This window comes from Peribacillus sp. QJM3NY_7 (assembly GCF_056173225.1).
The window spans coordinates 4524930-4544526 of record NZ_CM149663.1 but is presented as its reverse complement, the minus strand read 5'-3'; the positions used below and the strand labels follow the sequence as shown (position 1 = coordinate 4544526).

The window sequence follows — 19597 nt, the reverse complement described above, 5'->3', positions numbered from 1 at the left end:
TCCATAATTTATCAGATACAGCCTAGCATGAACATATGCCCTTTTATTTTAGAAGAAAAGTATCTGTCTTGAGCTGTCCTTTTTTCTCCCATGTAATATGCAACTTGTACACATGCTCTTTTTTTGGAGGATCACCCAAATAAAAATCCGTTGATAACGGATTTAATTTTGTAAACAGAGCCATCTTCACTTTTTCCTTCTGTAAATCCCTTATGTTCCACTACTATTTTTCCATTATCAATAAAGGTTACTTCTTTTATCTTGACCTTGCCACCAGACTTTTGTTGAAGATGTCCAATCCATCCGCCAACTGTTTCATCAGAGTTTTTCTTATAATTTGCTTTCCACATACCATTATCAGATGTTCCTCCAATTGCAATACTGGAATAATTCCAATAACCTCCGATAGCAACACCCATACATATAACTACAACAAGTAACCATTTTGAATATTTATTTTTCATCAAAAAAAAGCCTTCCCCTCTCTATAACTGTTTATATTATACAGTTTAGTTAATATATTTTAGTATAGGGAAATGAAGGAATGCGGTGAAAAAAGCAACGGGCTGTCAGCTTAGCTACGCATTTTCAGCGGAAGAAAAAGAATTTGAATAAAATGGATTGACATTCATTGGTAATGTGTTAATATTTATAAAAATGGAACCGGTTCCAAAATTCGCGAATGGATGAATGTAATGGTTAAACAAGAAAACGCAAAGGTTACAATTTACGATGTTGCTAGAGAAGCAGGTGTTTCAAAGACCTCTGTTTCCCGGTATTTAGGGGGGAGATTTGATGAACTCTCTGACAAGACCCGTAAGAAAATCGAGCTGGCGATCACCAAAATGGAGTACCGCCCAAACACGATGGCAAGAGGGCTCAAAAGCAATAAGAGTTATTTGATTGGAATCATCGTGGCGGACATCAACAATCCATATACGACGGCCATCCTTCGGGGGGCTGAGGATATATGCAGCCAGAATGGATATAATCTGATGATTTGCAATTCGGATAATAACCCCGAGAAGGAAAGAGGCTATTTTGATATGCTTTTATCCCATCGCATCGACGGGCTTATCATTCATACGACTGGCGGTAATCACGACATGCTAAAACAGATGCAAGAGCAAAAGACCCCGATCATCCTTTTGGATCGGAAGGTGCCAGATCTTGAAATCGATACGGTAGGATTGGATAATTTTCAGGCTACTTCACAAGCTGTCAATTATTTGGTTGGCCAAAATTATGAACGAATTGCATTTTTCAGCGAACCTGCCAGCAATGTCAGTACCAGGCATGAGCGGCGGCTATCCTTTCAGCAAACGTTGATGAGCCATAGCCATCCGAGTTCAGGTGATGTTTATGAGGTCAATGTCGATGATTTAAAAGATGTCGAGTCCAAGCTCCAGCATTTTTTAGATGACTCAAAAGGCGTATCAAGAGCTATATTGACGGCAAATAGTGTCGTGCTATTAAAATTAATTTTACTTTTACAAGAAAAGAAACTGTCGGTCCCGGAAGATTTAGCAATGATGGGATTTGATAATCCGGATTGGAGCACCATCGTTTATTCGGGCATTACAACGATTGAACAGCCCACATACCAAATCGGGGTCGCTGCTATGGAAATGATCCTGCGCCGCATTGATGGACAGGCTTCCCCAGCGCAGACAATGGCGTATCAAGCGAAATTGAATATAAGGAAAACGACTCCATTTATACCAAAATCATAAGTCTTCTAAACTTGAAGACTTTATTAACTCACAAAATGGTACCGATACCATTTTGGGGTCAGGAGGATTAATATGAAAGTCTTTGTATGCATGAATTCAATACCGGCCGAAAAGCTTCAAGCGCTCGGACATCATGAAATCATAAAACTGGTAGCAGCCGCTGGAGCTGATGGAATCGAAATCAGAAAAGAATTATTGACGCCGGATGATTCTCTGGAAGAATTGGGTGCCTTATGCAGGGAGCTTAACTTGGCCATTTATTATTCCGCTCCTGATTTCCTGATCGGTTCGAACCATCAAATGAATGAAATAGTTTTTAAATGCTTGGCAAGGGAAGCGGATGAATTGGGAGCGGAATTGCTGAAGATGCCTCTAGGAAACTACGATTTTTTTGAAACAGATATGTTTCGAATGAATGAAGCCTTGGTGGAAAATCTGCAAAACCGTGAAATGAAAATCACCATCGAGAACGATCAGACGCTTGGCGGTGGAAACGTAAACCGGATCGCTCATTTCCTGAGTTGCTCCGAAAAGTTCGATATCCCGATAAGATTGACATTTGATACGGGCAATTGGCTGTATACAGAAGAAGTTCCAATGGAAGCTGCGAAAGGTTTAGCGGGATATGTGGACTATATTCATTTAAAGCAAGTGAGGCGCGAGAAAGAGGGTTGGGTGACTGAGCCGGTATCGATGCCGCTGCTGCCTGAGGTAATGGAGTTATTGGAAAAGTTTAATGGCGCTTGTCCGGTAGCGATTGAATTCCCGGTAACATTGGAAAATGCAGCGACTTATATTTCACTTATGAAAATGGAACAGGAGGTCAGCCATGAACGAGCTTAAGGTACTGACGATGGGAGAGGCAATGGCGATGTTCATCGCTGAGGATTCGGGCAGCCTTGATGATTGCATGCGTTATAAGCGTTATGTGGCAGGGGCCGAAACCAATGTAGCGATCGGCCTGTCAAGGTTAGGGATTAAAACTGCATGGATGAGCAAGGTGGGCGATGATTCGTTCGGGCGCATGATTATGAAAACGCTCACAAATGAGGGGGTGGATGTCTCCCATGTTTTGATGGATCCATTTAATCCAACTGGGTTCCAGTTAAAATCCAAAGTCGAACAAGGAGATCCGGTCGTTGAATACTTTAGGAAGAATTCAAGCGCCAGTAGGATTTCCCTGGAGGACTTTCCTCTGGAGAAACTCCCTTCAACTCAGCACCTGCATTTAACGGGGATACCTCCTGCCATTTCCGGCAGTTTCAGAGATCTGTCATGGCAAGTCTTGAAACATCTGAAACAAAAGGGTGTAACCGTTTCATTCGATCCAAATCTGCGTCCATCACTCTGGCCGAATGAAAGGGAGATGATCAGCATCGTCAATATGTTTGCGGAGGAGGCGGATTGGCTGCTTCCCGGAATTCAGGAAGGTGAAATTCTTACAGGATTTAGCAACAAAGAGGATATCGCCAGTTACTACCTCGAACTCGGTGTTAAGCTTGTGGTGATTAAACTCGGGGAAGAAGGAGCCTACTTTGCAACCCAAGATGAAAGGAAGGAGGTACCGGGTTTTACCGTAGCGGAAGTCGTGGATACCGTAGGGGCAGGAGACGGGTTTGCTGTCGGGGTAATCAGCGCTTTACTGGAAGGGGCATCGAATGAAGAAGCAGTTTTACGCGGAAATGCGATAGGGGCCAAGGCCGTGATGTCTTCCGGAGATCACGAAGGCCTTCCTGATATGGAAGAGCTAGAACACTTTATGAAAAAAGGAGTGCTTCAATCATGTCTCAATTACAAGTAGCTTCGAGAAAAAGGTGGATGAGATTGATCCCCTTGGTTTTCATCACATACAGTCTCGCTTATCTCGACCGTGCCAACTATGGGTTTGGCGTAGCGGGTGGAATGGGGGAAGACCTTAATATAACAGCCGGGGTATCCTCCTTTCTGGCCGCGCTGTTTTTCCTTGGTTATTTCTTCTTTCAAATTCCAGGTGCACATTACGCAGAAAAGAAAAGTGCCAAAATCCTGATTTTTTGGAGCTTGATTCTCTGGGGAGGACTGGCGACCTTGACGGGGATGGCGACAAGTGTGGCATGGCTCTATCCGATTCGCTTCTTGCTTGGTGTTGTTGAAAGCGCTGTTATGCCCGCGATGCTCGTCTTCTTAAGCCACTGGTTTCTAAAAGAAGAACGCTCCCGGGCCAACACCTTTTTGATTCTGGGGAATCCAGTTACTGTATTGTGGATGTCGATCCTTTCCGGCTACCTATTGAAGGCATTCGACTGGAGATGGCTGTTCATCATTGAAGGACTTCCGGCTGTCCTGTGGGCGTTTATCTGGTATAAGGTCGTCAATGACCGTCCCAAAGATGCCAAGTGGCTTACAGATCAGGAAAAGCAAGATATGGAAGCGACCCTCCAGAAAGAACAGGCTGCATTAAAACCTGTGAAAAATTATCGGGAAGCTTTTAAGTCAAAGCAGGTCATCGTCCTCAGTATCCAATACTTCATGTGGAGCATCGGGGTTTATGGGTTCGTCATGTGGCTGCCGTCCATTATTAAACAAGCATCGAGCATGGATATCGTGGCAACGGGCTGGCTTTCAGCCGGACCTTATTTGTTAGCGGTCATTTCGATGCTGGCACTATCCTATTTTTCGGATAAAACATTGAATCGAAAAACGTTCGTTTGGACATCGCTGCTTGTGGGGGCAATCGCATTCTTCGGGTCCTTCATGCTCGGCACATCGAATTTCTGGCTTTCATATGCCCTGTTGGTCATTGCAGGCGGTGCGATGTATGCGCCATATGGACCGTTCTTTGCCATCATCCCTGAAATTCTCCCAAGGAATGTGGCAGGCGGAGCAATGGCCCTGATTAATAGCATGGGAGCGCTTGGCTCATTTGTAGGTGCTTATTTCGTCGGATATTTAAACGGATTGACCGGCGGGCCTGGAGCATCCTATATTTTCATGGCGGGATCGTTATTGATTTCAGCGTTACTCACATTGATGGTTAAAAAGCCTGCGGTTACGTCAGTCAAGCAAATGAAGGTGGCTTCGTCATGAAAATACAGCTGGCGTTGGATCGCATGAATATGGAGGAAGCCATTGAAATGGCACGAAGCGTGGAAGCCTCGATTGATTGGATTGAGGTGGGGACTTCCCTGATTAAAGAGTTCGGCGTGAATAGCATCAAAGAAATGAAAAATCACTTTCCGGATAAAAAAATCGTTGCCGACATGAAGACGATGGACAATGCGGCTTATGAAATGGATCTTTGCTTTCAAAGCGGGGCTGATATAGCTACGGTAATGGGGGCTGCATCGGATGTAACCATCCAAAAATGCCTGGAAAAAGCGCGTGAATACAAGGGGCAGATCATGATTGATTTATTGAATGTATCCGATACCCGGCTTGAGCAATTACGGATTTACCGTCAGGCGATATTCTGTGAGCATATAAGCAAGGACAGCCAGGAGAATTCAGGTCACGCCATGATCAATATGAGAAATCATGCTGGGTCCATGAGGGCTGCAGCAGGAGGGATCACTCTTTCGTCTTTGCCTGTAATGGTCAGGAAGGGGCTGGATGTCATCATCATTGGCTCGGCGATTACAAAAGCAAAGGATCCAGCAGAAGCTGCCCGTCTATTTAAGGAAACGGTGAATGGAAAGAAAGGTGTGAAGGAAGTTTGAAGAAGGAAATTGGGGTTATTTTAGAAGAAATGAACGGTGTATTTCACAAAATGGACGGCGGGGTAACGGATGTGCTCCTAAAAAATTTACGGACCGACACCAGGATCTTCATCGTTGGTGAAGGCAGATCGGGCTTCATGGCCAAAGCCTTTGCGATGAGATTGATGCACCTTGGCTTAAACGTCTATGCAGTCGGGGAAACGATTACCCCTTCTATTTCGAAAGGCGATCTGATCATAGCCATTAGCGGGAGCGGCTCGACCAAAAGTGTGATATCAGTTGCAGCAAAAGGCAGGGAAGTGGGATGCAAGGTGTTTTCGATCACGACGAATGACCAATCGGAATTGGCGAATGTCTCTCATGAGGTCTTGGTGATACCTGCAGCAACGAAAAATCGCTTGGAACATGAAACGAAAAGCGTCCAGCCGTTAAGTTCTTTGTTTGATCAATGTGTACATGTTTTATGTGATGCAGTATGCTTGGACTATTCATTAACCGAGTCCATCAGCCACGAGCTTACTTATTCCAAACATAGTAATGTAGAGTGAAATATGGCGGGACCCTTTCAGCGGGTTCCCGCCTTTTTTGATATGAAAAATGCCCTTACTCCCAAACGGGAATAAAGGGCATGCACCGTGAACATGTCACGGTGATCATGAATTAATAAGCCAGGCTGAATAGGGCTTTGATGTGTGATAGGTAACGAACATTACTTGCTTCTTTCATCAATGTAGCCGGAAGGCCTTTAAGGGACGTGTTATTGGCCCCAACGGTTGCCACTGCATCCTTACGGCCAAGGCTCGCAAGTGTACCTGAGTTTACAGGTGAGAATTCTTCAAGTTTCTTGCCTTCAAATGCTGCATATAGGTTGTATCCAACGAGCTCACCCATTTGCCAAGCATTTTGTGCAGTAGGAGCATATGGACGGCCGCCTTCTGGAGGGAAAGCAACGGCACTGTCGCCGACAACGAATACGTCTTTATGGGATTTGGATTGCAAATACTCATTGACGGTTGCTTTGCCGCGATCCACTTCAAGGCCTGATTCGCCTACGATAGGAAGGGCCGCAACTCCGCCTGTCCAAACAAGCGTATTGGCCGTTATCGTTTGTCCGTCTTTCAATTCGATTTGATTTCCTTTAACACCCGTTACAGGCAGACCTGTCAGGAATTCAACGCCGCGTGCTTCCAAGCTTGTCATGGCACGTTCGATTAAGTGATCAGGCAGGACCGGAAGGATTTTTGGACCAGCTTCCACAAGCTTGATTTTCAAGTCCTTGAAGTCCACTCCGAACTTTTTGGCGATTTTAGGGAAATGATCCACGATTTCACCAATTAACTCAACGCCCGTCAATCCGCCGCCGCCAATCACAATGGTTGCGTCCGCTTCATTATTCGTTTGAGAATATTCGCGGATGCGATCTTCGATATGTTTGTAAATCTTGTTAGCATCATTAACGGATTTCAAGACCATGCTGTTTTCCTCAAGTCCCGGAATGCCGAAGAATCCTGTTTGGCTTCCTAAAGCAACAACCAGGGCATCATAAGATAATGTGGAACCATTGGCAAGTTTCACTTCTTTATTATCGACCGAGAATGACTCCACTTTGGAAATGACAAGGTCGATATCTTTTCCTTTGAATAGCTTTTCCAAAGGAATGGAAACGGCTTGTTCAGAAATGGATCCGCCTGCAAGACGGTGCAATTCGGTGATGATTTGGTGCGTTGGAAATTGGTTCACCACTGTAACCTGCACTTCATCCTTTTTGTAATATTCACGTACGGATAAGGCAGATAGTAATCCTGCATAACCTGCACCTAAGATGACGATTTGTTTTGACATAGTTAATCCCCCGTCCTTACTGATTGAAAGTTATCAAATTATTTTTGGTTTTTACGTTCTGCAGAGACTTCAAGAAATGCTTGGGCGAAACGGAAAAGCTTTTGTGCTTCCGGATCTTTCATCATCCTTAACAAACCAAAAAGACCGATTACATCATTATTCGCTTCTGCACGATCCTTAGCCTCGATGGCATTAGCAGCAAGCCCTTTCACTGAATGGACCACAGGTGTCGCGATCTCCGAAATGGCGCTGACCGTATCATTTTTCAACACATCATCAGTCGCAACCGATTGAGCGAAATCATAAGACTTTGTTAAAATATTCACTAACTCAGTTAGGTTTGGTAACTGCTCGACTAAAGTGTTCAATGATTCCTGAACCTCAGGCTTTAATAATTGGTCCAGTACATCTAATTGTTTTTGGCGGGCATTAAGTTGTTCAGTTTGTGATTGGGTAATCGTTTCTGACATATCCAATTCTCCTTTGCAATAAGCATTTTGTTGATGTAATTAGAAAAACTTGTAAAATATTACACAATGTGAGACGAGAAAAAATACTAACAAAAATGTAATAAAAGCTAAACTATAGTATATCCCTTTAGTGGCTTGAAAACAGCTGATTTTTTAAAAAAGATTCATAAAATCATCTTTTCCTGCTTATTTGAAGTACAGATATTAATGAAAGTTACCTGTTTTTACCTAAAGTGTAGGGTAAGAGGGTGTCTGCCATCGACGCCTGTCATACATATTTCCATCTTGATTTGCCATCCTAAATGATGGAGGTGAAAATATGTGACGGATTCAGAATCTAAACTTACAGAAGAGAATAATGATAAGAAGCTTCATAAAATGGTTGGCAGTATGGAATATACGAAAGCGCAACTAATGGAAGGTATGAATGGAATTTCTGAAGTTTACCTCAAAAACAGCGAGGAAGGCACATCGGAAACACCTGATAAATAATATTGTTGTAAGCATACTTAAATGGCAGGAACAACAGGCTTGAGGAAAACATACAAAGCGTGGAAGATAAATTCGCCAATGGCGAGCTGGATAGTCTCGATGTCATTCGCCGGTATGGTGTCATCATCGATTATGCAACGAATAAAGCCTTGGCGGAATCAACAAAACAGTTCCGTGCATCCATGAAAACCCGTTCATTGGCTTATTGGAAATAACGTGAAACAGGTTCCGAATTCACTCGGAACCCCAGACTGCAGATCAACTCGAAACGAGTTTGCCTGCAGTTTTTTTTTGAAAAAAAGATCCAGTTGGATTTCAGAAATCCGCTCCCTTTCCGCCGACTGTCTGCCAAGCCTCTCACCGCAAGCGGCTGCGGGGTCTCGGCTAGCCAGTTATTCGGCAGGAGTGTCGCAAATTTTTTCAATCTTTTAAGGGTTTCATCCGTATAAATATAGTAAAAAACATAACCAAAGGTTTCTTTTAAAATCATGGTTTGGAATTAGACCATTCCGTACCTCTTTTTGCCGCTACTTTCACGATCCGTTGTACTTCATAATTGCTTTGATATCTTCCATGTTTCAAGTTTTCATCCTTCATTTTAAAAAGACTGTAGGAGAAAGAGTTCGGAAAACGCATTTAAATAATGTTCCTGAACCAACTGACCTAAAGTAACACCTTCGACTCCAAGTTTTGTAACAAAGTTGATTGGAGAGGAAGGTACGAGACCCCGCAGGCTCAAGCCGAGAAGGCTCCCCGATCGCCCGCGGATAAGCGAGTGCTTGGAACGGAAATCAACATCCCATTCGTGACATTCTTAATGGAAACCCATCAATTCCTTCACATGTTCACAATTATCTTGTGAAGTGAGCATTTCCAAGAGTGTAAAGGCAACATCGAAAGCTGTGGATGGATTGAAGGATGTAATGATATTGTCCGTGACGACAATCGGTTCGTTCACGACAATCGCCCCAAAATCTTTTAGCTGCCCCTGTCTCTTACTGGTTGGGTGGTTGTATGTTGTGGCTTTTCTTCCATTCAATATCCCGCTTTTTCCTAGTGGGAGGGAACCTACACAAATGGTTGCGATGATTTTGTTCTTATTATGAAAATGTTTGATCACATCAAGAAACCTCTGATCATAGGCATCCTCATAAAAACCGGCTTCTTCAAAGCCTCCTGGAATGGCCAGAGCATCGTAATCATCAAGGTTCACTTGATCGAGGGTCAGTTCGGGCTGCACGATGAAATTCCAGGTGCATTTCAATCGTTCGTGAAGTCCAACCGTAACCAGGTCAGTGGTGCCATCACCCTCTAATTTATTCCACCCCAATACATCTGTAAACACACTTGCTTCAACCGCTTCGAATCCATTGGATAGCAGCATCAATACTTTTTTCATAACAGTTCCCCCTTATTTATATTTGAATTAATTATATAAAAAGCAAATTCCTTTATACATGCAATTAATTACGTATTCATCTCATTTCTTTTTATTTTATAATGTATTTGAAAGAATTCTGTTAATAATAAAAAGTGGGGGCGATTGAGTTGGATCGAACGGATAAAAGAATACTTTCCTTGCTGGAGAATAATGGGCGCATGTCCATGAAAGAACTGGCGCAAGAAGTGTCCTTAACGGCACCAGCAACGAAAGAACGTGTGAATAAATTAGAGGAAAGCGGAGTGATAAAGGGGTATAAAACGGAAATATCACTTGAAAAACTTGATAGGAGCATTACGGCATTCATATTATTCGAAACGGAAAGATGCAAAGATTTTTATCAATTTAGCTTGAGCCACCCGGAAGTATTGGAATGCCACCGGTTAGCCGGTCAATACAGTTATCTTATCAAAATAAGTACATATTCGATGGAAACGCTGGAAGACTTCGTCGATGAAGCCATTAAATATGGGAAATCTTCCACACATCTGATCTTTTCTTCCGCATCGAAAAATGTTTTTTCAGGAGATGAAATCTAACGGCTTTAACCCTTTTACTTTCCATCTTTTTAATAGGCTGTTTTCGCATACTTTGTTGTTATTTACCAAGTAGTGCGGTGTGGTTGATTTCCCCTTCAGATGCTCGTTTTCCTTGGTGCGGGCGGTGAGCCTCCTCGGCTTAAACGCCTGTGGGGTCTCACCTGTCCCGCTGCTCCCGCAGGAGTCTCGCACTTCCGCTCCAATCAACCTTAAATAGTTTCATTTTAAAAACATCAATCTTTACGAAAAGAGCCTTTTAATATATGAGCGATTAGCAGGAAAAAACTCCACACATATAGAAAGTAAATAGTAACAAAAATCACAGTTGGATGTTCAAAAAGGGAGTGGAGAAGAGTGGGTTTTGTTTATGATGAAGATAAAATAATGGAATTCCTTTTGCAGAATAAAAGTGAGTTTGAAGAATATCTTTTATCAGCAGCGGTCAATGTCAGGGATAAAATCGAAGAAATCCTTCTGATTGGAAATGTCGACCTTTTGAATAATGCACATAAGCTCGTCCGTTATATAGTGGAGCAGAATGAAACGGATTTAATTTCCTTTGCCGAACAAGAAGGAGTTACGTGGGCAACCCACTCCTTGACGCTTTCATTCAAGCTGGAATGGATTCAGGCCCTCCGCAGAACGCTTTGGACCTTTCTTTATAAGTTCGAACAAGAAAAGAAAGCGTTTATTGAGGATTCCAAGGTCTTTTTTGATTTAGAGAAAATAGTGAATGAAAAGGTTGATGAATTTCTTAAATCCTTTTTCGTAAGTTACTCCGATTACAAAGACAAATTGATTCTCGCTCAGCAAAACTTGGTGGAAAATCTGTCCGTCCCAATCATTCCCATCACTTCCACCACCTGTGTCCTTCCGTTAATTGGGACAATCGATTATTCACGAATACAGATAATCGAAGAAAAAGTATTGATGGAGATAGGTAAACTTCGGATACAAACTTTGATCTTGGATTTATCCGGTATCATCGAAATCGAAGTTGAAATGATCACTGATTTGATGAAAATCCTCGATGGAACGGCAATGATGGGGTGTAAAGCTGTGGTGACTGGATTACGCCCAGAGGTTGTTACGAAAATGATCCGTTCAGGGATTCAGCTCGATAATAAAGCAGAAACAAAGGGTACGCTGCAGCAGGCATTGAAGGACTATCTTGTAGTCACCTAAATCGTGAAGTGGGAGTCGCCATGTTTTGGTGACTTTTTTTTGTAGGTAATTTGGAATATTAAGGAAATTGTTTTGCTGTTTTTTTCGACTCGAATAAGTAGATATGTATAGAAATTGGCGTACAACGATACATTTATTCATTATAAGTACAAACTTTTACTGATTCTCGAAATGTAGGTATGTAGGAAACTAGGGAGATCACAGTAGATCAAGATCAAAGGATCGTTTGTAGGTGTGAAAAATTCCTAATGAAGGTTAGCCTGAAGCAGGTTAACTTTTTTATTAATCGTTAAGTAGCGGCCGCCTATCCGCAAACACCCTCATTCGTATATGGTTTAAGATCCATTTCTGAATCTCCATCTTCTAAAAAAAAAACTTTGTGCCGACTTCTTCCCCTTTCATTCCAACCAATAACCCCTTTCTATAATTATAGCGAACTTTCTTTCTCACTTGATGCATAAAAAAACAACTTGTAAGTCACTAAAGAAAAGCAAAATCATGAGTTTCTTACATGAGTTTCTTAAATGGAAACGCAAAATTCATTATTGAAACAATGTTTTAATTTTTAACTTATATAATGATTTTCATGAAGTTGAGCCAAGTAACCGTTCTTGTTCCGTACCCTATCTCGATAATTTGATAACTTAGGAAACTCATTTTTATTAAGGCAAAAATATTCTAGTGATTGGCATTTTGTATGTATGAAAGGTATTGGTAGTCCCAGCTATTGATGCTGCAGCCTATCAACCTACAAAAGGAGAAATGGAGATGGTGAAAATATAAGAGGTATGTTCATCGTTTTAAGGGGTTTCTAGAGGGATTCAAGAAAGGTATTGTTGCAACTTCATTTAGTAGGCATTTAAATCTTCATAAAAATAAGGAGGAATTGAAAAAATGAATGTAAAAAAGGTTCTTTTTAAAGGACTGGCAGCGACAGCCTTGCTGGTATTCGTGACGCCTGCATTTGCAAGCGCGGTTGATCCAACTGAAGTATTAGGAAGTGAAAACGGTAAAGGAGCCACTTCACATGGCCATATCACAATAATGCCAGCAGATGAAACAACAGGTCCAACTGACCCGATCGTTCCTAGTGAACCGGATGGGGAAACAGGAAATACAGGGGCGCTAACAATTGATAATGTCTCGCCTTTAGAATTTAATACCCACCAATTATCCGGTGGAGCTGTGGAATATTCAACAACTACAAAAAAACCAAACGTTCAAATAACGGATATTCGTGGTACTGGTGCTGGCTGGACATTACAGGTCTCCACTTCACCATTCAAGGATCTAACTGATGAATCGATGATTCTAAAAGGTGCCACTGTTACACTTCCAATCGGGACTGCAGTTACAACTCCAGGAAATGTTTCACCTGCACCAGATTTAAGGGAAGTACAATTAGGTACTGATTCTGAAGTAACTGCACCACAAATCCTTATGTCTGCTCAAGATTCAAAAGGAATGGGAACGTGGGTAGATCAATTTGATCCTAGCAGCTTGAAAATAAATGTTCCTGCAGGAAACTTAGCTGGAGAGTATGTCTCAACATTAACTTGGAGTCTATTGGATGCACCACAATAATATAAAAAACCATGAGGTGAGGAAGATGAAAGTAATTACCCTGTCAGTGGCAGGAAGTATGATTCTGGCTGGATTGATCTTTTCGACAAATTCAGCGGAAGCAGCTGTCGTGAATAGCGCTATTTCAAAAAATTATATTGATTTTATTCCGGATGAGGGTATTACCAAGCCGGTAGATCCGGTTAATCCAGATGAACCGGATCCACCGAGTCCGATTGATCCTATAGATCCAGACAATGGCGGAACGGGAAATAGTGGATCTTTAACTTTGGACTATGTCTCCAACATCCAATTTGGAACCCAAAAAATTATGAGTGGGAACACTACATATAACGCAAATAATAAAGACCCATATGTACAAGTTTCAGATAAACGCGGAACGGGCGAAGGATGGGTTTTGACAGCAAAGGCTTCTGAATTTAAAAATAGCACTGGGGAGTCTTTACAGGGGGCTGAGTTAACATTCAAAAATGGACAAGTAAAATCACAATCATCAAATGTTTCTGAACCGCCAACGGCTTATGACGTTACATTTGATAATAGTGATTCAAAAAAATTCATGGAGGCACCTTTAGAAACTGGCCGCGGAACATGGCTGGACGTATTTTCAGGTTCTGACGGCGATAATGGTAATGTGCAACTAAAAGTTTTGGCTGGCTCAGCTGAAGCCGAAAGTTACAGTGGTACTGTAACATGGGAATTAACCGACGCACCTAGCTAAATACTCAAATAGGGCTTGGCTTTATAAGAAATTATGTAAGCCAAGTTCCATTAATATATATCACATCATGTTGAAACTAGAGGGGGATATAGATGAAAAAAGGGCTATTTATTTTGATTGTGTCCTTATTGATTGGGGTAGGAATCATTTCCCAGAATGAAACAGCCTTTGCTGGGACCATGGAATATTCAATCAAAGCCAATATTCCAAAAAACCAAATCAATAAGAAGTTGACTTACTTTGACTTGTATATGAAGCCGGGGGCCGAACAAACGATATCTTTAACAGTGAAGAATAACTCGAGTAAAAAAATCGACTTAATGATTGAACCGAATACAGCCGTAACCAATCAAAATGGAGTGATTGATTACAGTAAAAATAATCAAAAAAAAGATCGTTCATTAAAGTATGCATTTTCTGATCTCATTTCCCCAAAACAAAAAGTAACGTTAAAAGGAAATCAAACGAAAAAAGTGCCTTTTACGATTCAAATGCCAGATGAACCATTTGATGGAGTGATTTTGGGTGGATTCTATGTGTACGAAATAAATCAAGACGCCAAAAAACAAGAAGATGATAATGTTCAAATCAACAATGAATTTTCGTATGTGATTGGCGTCAAATTGACCGAAACGGATAAAAGGGTAAAACCCAATCTAAAGTTAAATAAAGTTCAAGCAGGATTGATGAACTATCGCACAGTGGTGACTGCGAATCTGCAAAACACGGAAGCTGTGATTGTCAATAACTTGGAAGTGAATGCTCGAATTACGAAAGAAGGAAACAGGAAGATGCTTCACTCTTCAGAGAAGAATGGCGTATCCATGGCACCGAATTCTAATTTCGATTTTCCTATTAGCTGGGATAATCAAGCGTTAGAGCCTGGCAAATATCATATATATATAACGGCAAAAGACGGAGATCAAACCTGGAAATTTGACAAAATGTTTGAGATTAAAGGTGATGATTCAAAGAAATTAAATAAAGAAGCAGTTGAATTGGAAAAAGACTATACACTTATTTTTGTAGGGATCGGCGTGCTAATTGCGGTATTAATCATACTGGTCATTATTCTACTAAGAAGGAAAAAAAGCGGGGAAAAGCATGAAGAAGAGTAAAATATTCACTAGAATCACTTTCTCATTTCTCATTATTATGGGCTTGTTTTTTTCAAGTCTTCAATGGCTGGGGCCAGTGGAATCCATTAAAGTGGAGGCAGCCGGTCCATTAGAAGATAATCCTCCATCCGGTATTATATTGGATGGACTATTTACTACTCCATCAACAGGATCAAATAGCTCCATCATTAACAGTCATCTGGTTTCAGTAACCCCTGGAACCACAAATCAAAAGGGGGCAATTTGGTCGATCGACGATCTTAAAATGGATTTAACCAAAGATTTTACAGCCACAATGTATTTGTATTTTGGGAATAATGGGGCTAATGCGGCAGATGGTATGGCATTTGTGATGCATAATGATTCAAGAGGTGTGAATGCTATAGCAAAATCTGGGGCAAGCTTGGGGGTTTGGGCAGACGAAGGCTATAATGGATCGAAAACATCTGGCATTCAAAAAAGTTTTGCTGTTGAGTTTGATACCTATAAAAATGATGGTGGAACCAGCTATTTTGATACTAATGTTAACGATGACCATGTTGCATGGGGGTATCCAGGGAAAGCCGATACTTATATAGATTATTCCGTTGGTGTTTGGCCGGTACAAAGTAATAGGAGAACCATGAAACATAATAACGTAGAGGGTAATACTGGCGTTCAGTATCCTGGTCTGTTATCAAATGGTACATGGCGTAAATTCGAAGTGAGATGGGATGCTGCAAGCCAAGCACTCACGTATCAATTAGAAGGAGTAAATCCAGTTACTGTTGCTGTAAATGTACAAGATGTTTTTGGCTCTACAAAAGTTTATTGGGGATTCACTGGTTCAACAGGTCCTACTTACAAGCAAACCAATCGTGTCGCTTTTGATGAAATACCGGATTTAGTGAATGCAGAAGTTGAGCAAACGATAACGAGACAGGATGATTCTGTTGTTGGGGAGGGCTCTTCAGTTTTTAAAGGTGATGTATTAACCTATACGCTTTATGCGAAATATAACGGTGGTTTACAAAATTGGAAAAATATCATCTTGAACACGGTCTTGAATGATCATGTTACGTTTATCCCAGGCTCCATGACATTGACAACCTCTGGTGAGACTGCCGCATTAGATGATAATTCGTGGTCAGGGCAATCGCTGGCACTTAGTATTCCAAATATGGATTCCACTCAAAATGCAGCGACGGTCTCTTTTCAAGTGAAAGTCAATGCAACAACGGAGGCTGCCTCAGTTACCGAAACAGCTAGGTTTAATGGAGATAACATGGTGATTGATACCAATTCAATTGATTATGTCATCCAGCCTAATCAAGCACCAGAAGTAGCAATAAATGATGCTGGCCCTGTTTATGTATCCGAAGGTGAAGATTATGAAGTGACAGGAACCTGGAAAGACAGTGATAATTCTAAAGGCACTTTTTACTATGAATTGAATTCAGAGGAAATCCAATCTGAAGAAAAAGAGAAAGATGTGTCTTCCGATAGTGCCGACTGGAGTTTTCTCCTTGCAAAAGACCAATTAAATATGGGGGAAAACACTTTTGAAGTGTATGTAACGGATGAAAATGGAGGAAAGTCCAATGTAGCAACGCTGCAAATCATTGTTGTAGAACCGCCATCTCTTACACTTGTTGATGCTGATACGGAAATACCTATTGATTTAGGAAGTGGCTACACAATAAAAGGGACATGGAGTGATGCAGATAGTGACAAAGTGGACCTATACTATGTGTTGGATAAAGGTGAGCCAATTAAATTTGCATCTGGTGCAGCAAATGTTACTGATAAAGGGGAAGAAGTCAGCTACGAGCATACCATTCCAGCAGATGAATTATCAGTAGGGACACATACTGTAAATGTTTACAGTGTGGATGATACTGGCAGACGATCAAACGTGGAAAAGCTCACCTTGAACGTCATTGGACAAGTTAGTTTCACCAATGTCGCTACGGATGTTAGTTTTGTAAGCATGGAAATTCCAAATCAACCGACATTTGCAAAACGAAATGCCGATTGGGATATTCGCGTGAAGGATACTCGTGGTACCGGCAGTTCGTGGCGGCTGACGGCTACTTTAAGTGAAGATTTTTCTGATGGAGCTGGACATTATTTATTAGATGCCTTAACTTTTGTTGATGAATTTGGAAAAGAAGAAAAAATGGCACTAGGAGTTGCCATGAATGTTTTTGAACATACAACCAAAAGTATAGATGAGATATCCATACATTGGCGAGAAAATCAGGGGATATTATTAAAAATGGAACCTTTTGTCTATATAGGTGATTATAAGGGGAGGATTAAATGGGGGTTAGTGGATGCGCCATGAGAAAAAGCCTATGGTTAATCATTTTTTAGATGATCGAATAAAACCAAATCAAACGTGTTCTTCTCCTTTTTTAAAGTGACGATAAGTCAATTTAAATTGAACAAGCCGAAGCTTAAAGAACATTGGCTATCGTTTGAATGGACGACTTTACAAGGCTCAAGGGTGTTCTAATGGGCATGTATTTGTGTCAGGCATGCCTAATACGTACTAGCTAAACAGCCTATCCGTTAACCCATCCGTGCTTATGATTGGTGTCTAGTTAAAATCGGGCAAGTGTACTTGGTAAAATGCTCGGTTTCGCTTTTTCTTGTACACTGGCTCCTAATAGACAGCTCATTTTCGTTTTAACAAGTTGGTAAGCCCTTCGATGCATACTGGCTTCCTCTAAACGTGAATGAGGCTTTTTTTGTATATTTCTTTTCTAAAGAAGTGAATATAGGAAACCTGTAAAGCCCTTATGGTCGTTGTGGAAGCCGTAGACCCTTCAAAATAGGTCAATATTGGTTTCCTTTTTCTTACATATAGATCCTTACTGCGCTTCTCTAAAATGTTCATAGCACTTAGTTCCGGAGAAAGGTTTTAAAAGTCTCTTTCTTTATGATCTTTAAACATTTAATCCAATTATTTAGATTCGGGTTTGGAATAGAGGATTCTTTTTCTTCGCACTACAAATTTAACAGCAGAAAATCATAATAATGACCTTATCGGGGAGAGTTCAAAAGCTGTATATACCAATTCTTATTTGAACTAGTGTTCCAAAAAAAAAGGTTTAGATAAAAATAGGACTATTTAGGGGGTTTACTAAAGTATTTAATGGGTAAAGGGTAAATGAATTTAGGTCTAATGTCTTATTGAGTGGACAGGGAAAGAGGTGATAGTATGAATCGATTTTATAAACGTTATTCAGACGTGATTTTTCACTTATTTAAAGATAATAAATGGGTTAATTTGACTGAATTATCCGATAAAACAGGGTATTCAAAAAGTACAATCCGACGTGATTTAAAATTCCTGGAGACTTTAATCCCCGAGGGATGGGGTTTTGAGAAAAGTGAAAGTCTTGGAATATGTCTTATTAAACCTGAAAATGGTACTCTAGAAAGTTTATTGGTGCAAATAAGAGAGAAGAATTCCTATTTTCACATATTAAAGTTAATCCTTTTGAATGATGGTGTTGATATTTCACAGATTTCTCAAGAGGTGCATATTAGTCGTTCCACCGCATATCGTCACCTTGAAAAATTACAGGAGGTAGTACGGGAAGCAGGTGTTGACTTATCTGCTAGCCCATTCAAATTAGTAGGAGATGAAAAAAAAATCCGACGCTTTATCATGCAAAATTTGGATTTTGCGACATTGGAAACCTATCCCGATAAAGATTCTCTCGATGAAAAGGAATTTCAAACAACTTTACTTCAATTGTTTTCAAAACATTCGATGTCATTTCGGACTGGTGCCTTACAACGACTTACAATGATTTTATATATATCTAACCTTCGTGTTTCCATGGGTTATTTCGTTTCATATCCAAAATCAGTCTTAATTAATTATGAAGGCAGTAAGTATTTTGAATTCTCCAAGGAACTAGGACATTACATGGAAAGATGCCCCACAAGAGATATCCAGCTTCAGGAAATATTTTACTTAGCGATTTATCTCATGAGTGAGGAAAAACCACTTAATAGATCACAACATCTTCGATACCTTCGAAACAGGATGAAAAGTAAACGAGGGTTTCCGTTAACTCAATTTTTAGACTCCCTTTCTGAATATGTTTGTTTTAATCTATCACAAGATGATATCTTCTTGTTTCATTTATACCAAACATTAAAGAGAATATCACTTGAAACAGAATTTGAAATGGAGACTGTAAGGAATTCCATGTTGCAATATCTTCCATATTTCGAGTATAATCCAATTTTTCAGACCATTGAGGAGCTGGCTACTAAATCTTTCTTGACAGTTCCGCTTAAAATTAAGAAGCTGGATGTTTTGGAAATATTCTCGCTCCTTCAGGCAGCCATTTTACGAAATAAGAATCAACACACAATAATAGTTGCTTTAGTATGTCGTACATATACCGAAAAAGATTATATAAGGGAAGTGTTAAAGTATCACTACGGAAGTCAGGTTAGAATTTCAACATTCGATCCCTCCAGCAAAGAATTGATTTACAAGTATGAAGAGATTGATTTAATCATTTCGACGGAAGAAGACACTGGTGTATTTCAGAAAATTCCGGTAATTAAGGTATCCTCTTTTCCAACTACTTCGGAATTAATGCAAATTAAACAATTTTTTGAAGATCATTTTTTTGACCAATTCAGTATGGACCCGGGATTGATTTATCCATATGAAAAAATGAATGCCGTTGTTAAATGATTCACTATGCAGAAAAAACAGATTCGACTTTATTTTGCACAAACGAATGCTACCAATGGCAGGAAAACG

Annotated in this window: 19 protein-coding genes; 15 read left to right on the top strand and 4 right to left on the bottom strand. The window is 40.6% G+C overall.

The window, feature by feature from the left end; translation table 11 throughout:
• Positions 1 to 131 precede the first annotated feature (131 nt).
• Positions 132 to 467, bottom strand: coding sequence for a hypothetical protein (locus AC0VX1_RS21800; RefSeq protein ID WP_475468960.1), 336 nt, complete (start codon positions 465 to 467; stop codon positions 132 to 134).
• A 228-nt stretch (positions 468 to 695) separates the two neighbouring features.
• On the opposite strand from AC0VX1_RS21800, the gene AC0VX1_RS21795 reads away from it, so the two are divergent.
• The 6 genes from AC0VX1_RS21795 (at position 696) to hxlB (ending at position 5976) form a co-directional block, all read left to right on the top strand.
• Entirely contained in the window at positions 696 to 1733 is a 1038-nt protein-coding gene (locus AC0VX1_RS21795; protein WP_413023748.1) for a LacI family DNA-binding transcriptional regulator, read from the top strand.
• A 72-nt stretch (positions 1734 to 1805) separates the two neighbouring features.
• On the top strand, positions 1806 to 2576 hold the full coding sequence (locus AC0VX1_RS21790) for a sugar phosphate isomerase/epimerase family protein (RefSeq protein WP_475468957.1): 771 nt from the start codon (positions 1806 to 1808) through the stop codon (positions 2574 to 2576).
• Positions 2563 to 3534, top strand: coding sequence for a sugar kinase (locus AC0VX1_RS21785; protein ID WP_475468955.1), 972 nt, complete (start codon positions 2563 to 2565; stop codon positions 3532 to 3534). Before AC0VX1_RS21790 ends, AC0VX1_RS21785 begins: the two co-directional genes overlap by 14 nt.
• Positions 3516 to 4799 (top strand): MFS transporter, encoded by a 1284-nt coding sequence (locus AC0VX1_RS21780; protein WP_268565154.1) that lies wholly within the window; start codon positions 3516 to 3518, stop codon positions 4797 to 4799. Before AC0VX1_RS21785 ends, AC0VX1_RS21780 begins: the two co-directional genes overlap by 19 nt.
• Positions 4796 to 5428, top strand: a complete 633-nt coding sequence (gene hxlA / locus AC0VX1_RS21775; protein ID WP_475468953.1) for a 3-hexulose-6-phosphate synthase — start codon at positions 4796 to 4798, stop codon at positions 5426 to 5428. The genes AC0VX1_RS21780 and hxlA overlap by 4 nt, the downstream gene beginning before the upstream one ends.
• The gene (gene hxlB, locus AC0VX1_RS21770) at positions 5425 to 5976 is read left to right on the top strand and encodes a 6-phospho-3-hexuloisomerase (protein WP_244645310.1); all 552 of its coding nucleotides are present in this window, start codon (positions 5425 to 5427) and stop codon (positions 5974 to 5976) included. Before hxlA ends, hxlB begins: the two co-directional genes overlap by 4 nt.
• 112 nt (positions 5977 to 6088) lie before the next feature.
• Here hxlB and AC0VX1_RS21765 read toward each other — a convergent pair whose 3' ends face one another.
• Positions 6089 to 7270, bottom strand: coding sequence for an NAD(P)/FAD-dependent oxidoreductase (locus AC0VX1_RS21765; protein WP_063575153.1), 1182 nt, complete (start codon positions 7268 to 7270; stop codon positions 6089 to 6091).
• Positions 7271 to 7308: 38 nt separating this feature from the next.
• The gene (locus AC0VX1_RS21760) at positions 7309 to 7740 is read right to left on the bottom strand and encodes a DUF1641 domain-containing protein (RefSeq protein ID WP_475468950.1); all 432 of its coding nucleotides are present in this window, start codon (positions 7738 to 7740) and stop codon (positions 7309 to 7311) included.
• Positions 7741 to 8061: 321 nt separating this feature from the next.
• On the opposite strand from AC0VX1_RS21760, the gene AC0VX1_RS21755 reads away from it, so the two are divergent.
• Positions 8062 to 8232 carry a hypothetical protein gene (locus AC0VX1_RS21755; protein WP_158226159.1) on the top strand — a complete coding sequence of 57 codons (171 nt, stop codon included), beginning with the start codon at positions 8062 to 8064 and terminating at the stop codon, positions 8230 to 8232.
• Between the two features lie 59 nt (positions 8233 to 8291).
• Positions 8292 to 8447: a hypothetical protein gene (locus AC0VX1_RS21750; protein ID WP_475468948.1), complete on the top strand. Its 156-nt coding sequence runs from the start codon at positions 8292 to 8294 to the stop codon at positions 8445 to 8447.
• A 599-nt stretch (positions 8448 to 9046) separates the two neighbouring features.
• Here AC0VX1_RS21750 and AC0VX1_RS21745 read toward each other — a convergent pair.
• Positions 9047 to 9631 (bottom strand): DJ-1/PfpI family protein, encoded by a 585-nt coding sequence (locus AC0VX1_RS21745; RefSeq protein WP_413009081.1) that lies wholly within the window; start codon positions 9629 to 9631, stop codon positions 9047 to 9049.
• Between the two features lie 149 nt (positions 9632 to 9780).
• Between AC0VX1_RS21745 and AC0VX1_RS21740 the strand changes: the two genes are divergently transcribed.
• From AC0VX1_RS21740 to AC0VX1_RS21710, 7 genes are all read left to right on the top strand, one after another.
• The gene (locus AC0VX1_RS21740; protein WP_413009082.1) at positions 9781 to 10212 is read left to right on the top strand and encodes an Lrp/AsnC family transcriptional regulator; all 432 of its coding nucleotides are present in this window, start codon (positions 9781 to 9783) and stop codon (positions 10210 to 10212) included.
• Positions 10213 to 10566: 354 nt separating this feature from the next.
• Positions 10567 to 11397: an STAS domain-containing protein gene (locus AC0VX1_RS21735; RefSeq protein WP_413009083.1), complete on the top strand. Its 831-nt coding sequence runs from the start codon at positions 10567 to 10569 to the stop codon at positions 11395 to 11397.
• An 894-nt stretch (positions 11398 to 12291) separates the two neighbouring features.
• Positions 12292 to 12981: a WxL domain-containing protein gene (locus tag AC0VX1_RS21730; RefSeq protein ID WP_475468945.1), complete on the top strand. Its 690-nt coding sequence runs from the start codon at positions 12292 to 12294 to the stop codon at positions 12979 to 12981.
• A gap of 25 nt (positions 12982 to 13006) precedes the next feature.
• Positions 13007 to 13702 carry a WxL domain-containing protein gene (locus AC0VX1_RS21725; RefSeq protein WP_475468944.1) on the top strand — a complete coding sequence of 232 codons (696 nt, stop codon included), beginning with the start codon at positions 13007 to 13009 and terminating at the stop codon, positions 13700 to 13702.
• Positions 13703 to 13794: 92 nt separating this feature from the next.
• A complete protein-coding gene (locus AC0VX1_RS21720; protein ID WP_475468942.1) occupies positions 13795 to 14820 on the top strand; it encodes a WxLIP family cell surface protein in 1026 nt (341 codons plus the stop codon).
• On the top strand, positions 14807 to 17146 hold the full coding sequence (locus AC0VX1_RS21715) for an L-type lectin-domain containing protein (protein WP_475468940.1): 2340 nt from the start codon (positions 14807 to 14809) through the stop codon (positions 17144 to 17146). Before AC0VX1_RS21720 ends, AC0VX1_RS21715 begins: the two co-directional genes overlap by 14 nt.
• An 879-nt stretch (positions 17147 to 18025) precedes the next feature.
• Positions 18026 to 19528 (top strand): BglG family transcription antiterminator, encoded by a 1503-nt coding sequence (locus AC0VX1_RS21710; RefSeq protein WP_475468938.1) that lies wholly within the window; start codon positions 18026 to 18028, stop codon positions 19526 to 19528.
• Positions 19529 to 19597 lie beyond the last annotated feature (69 nt).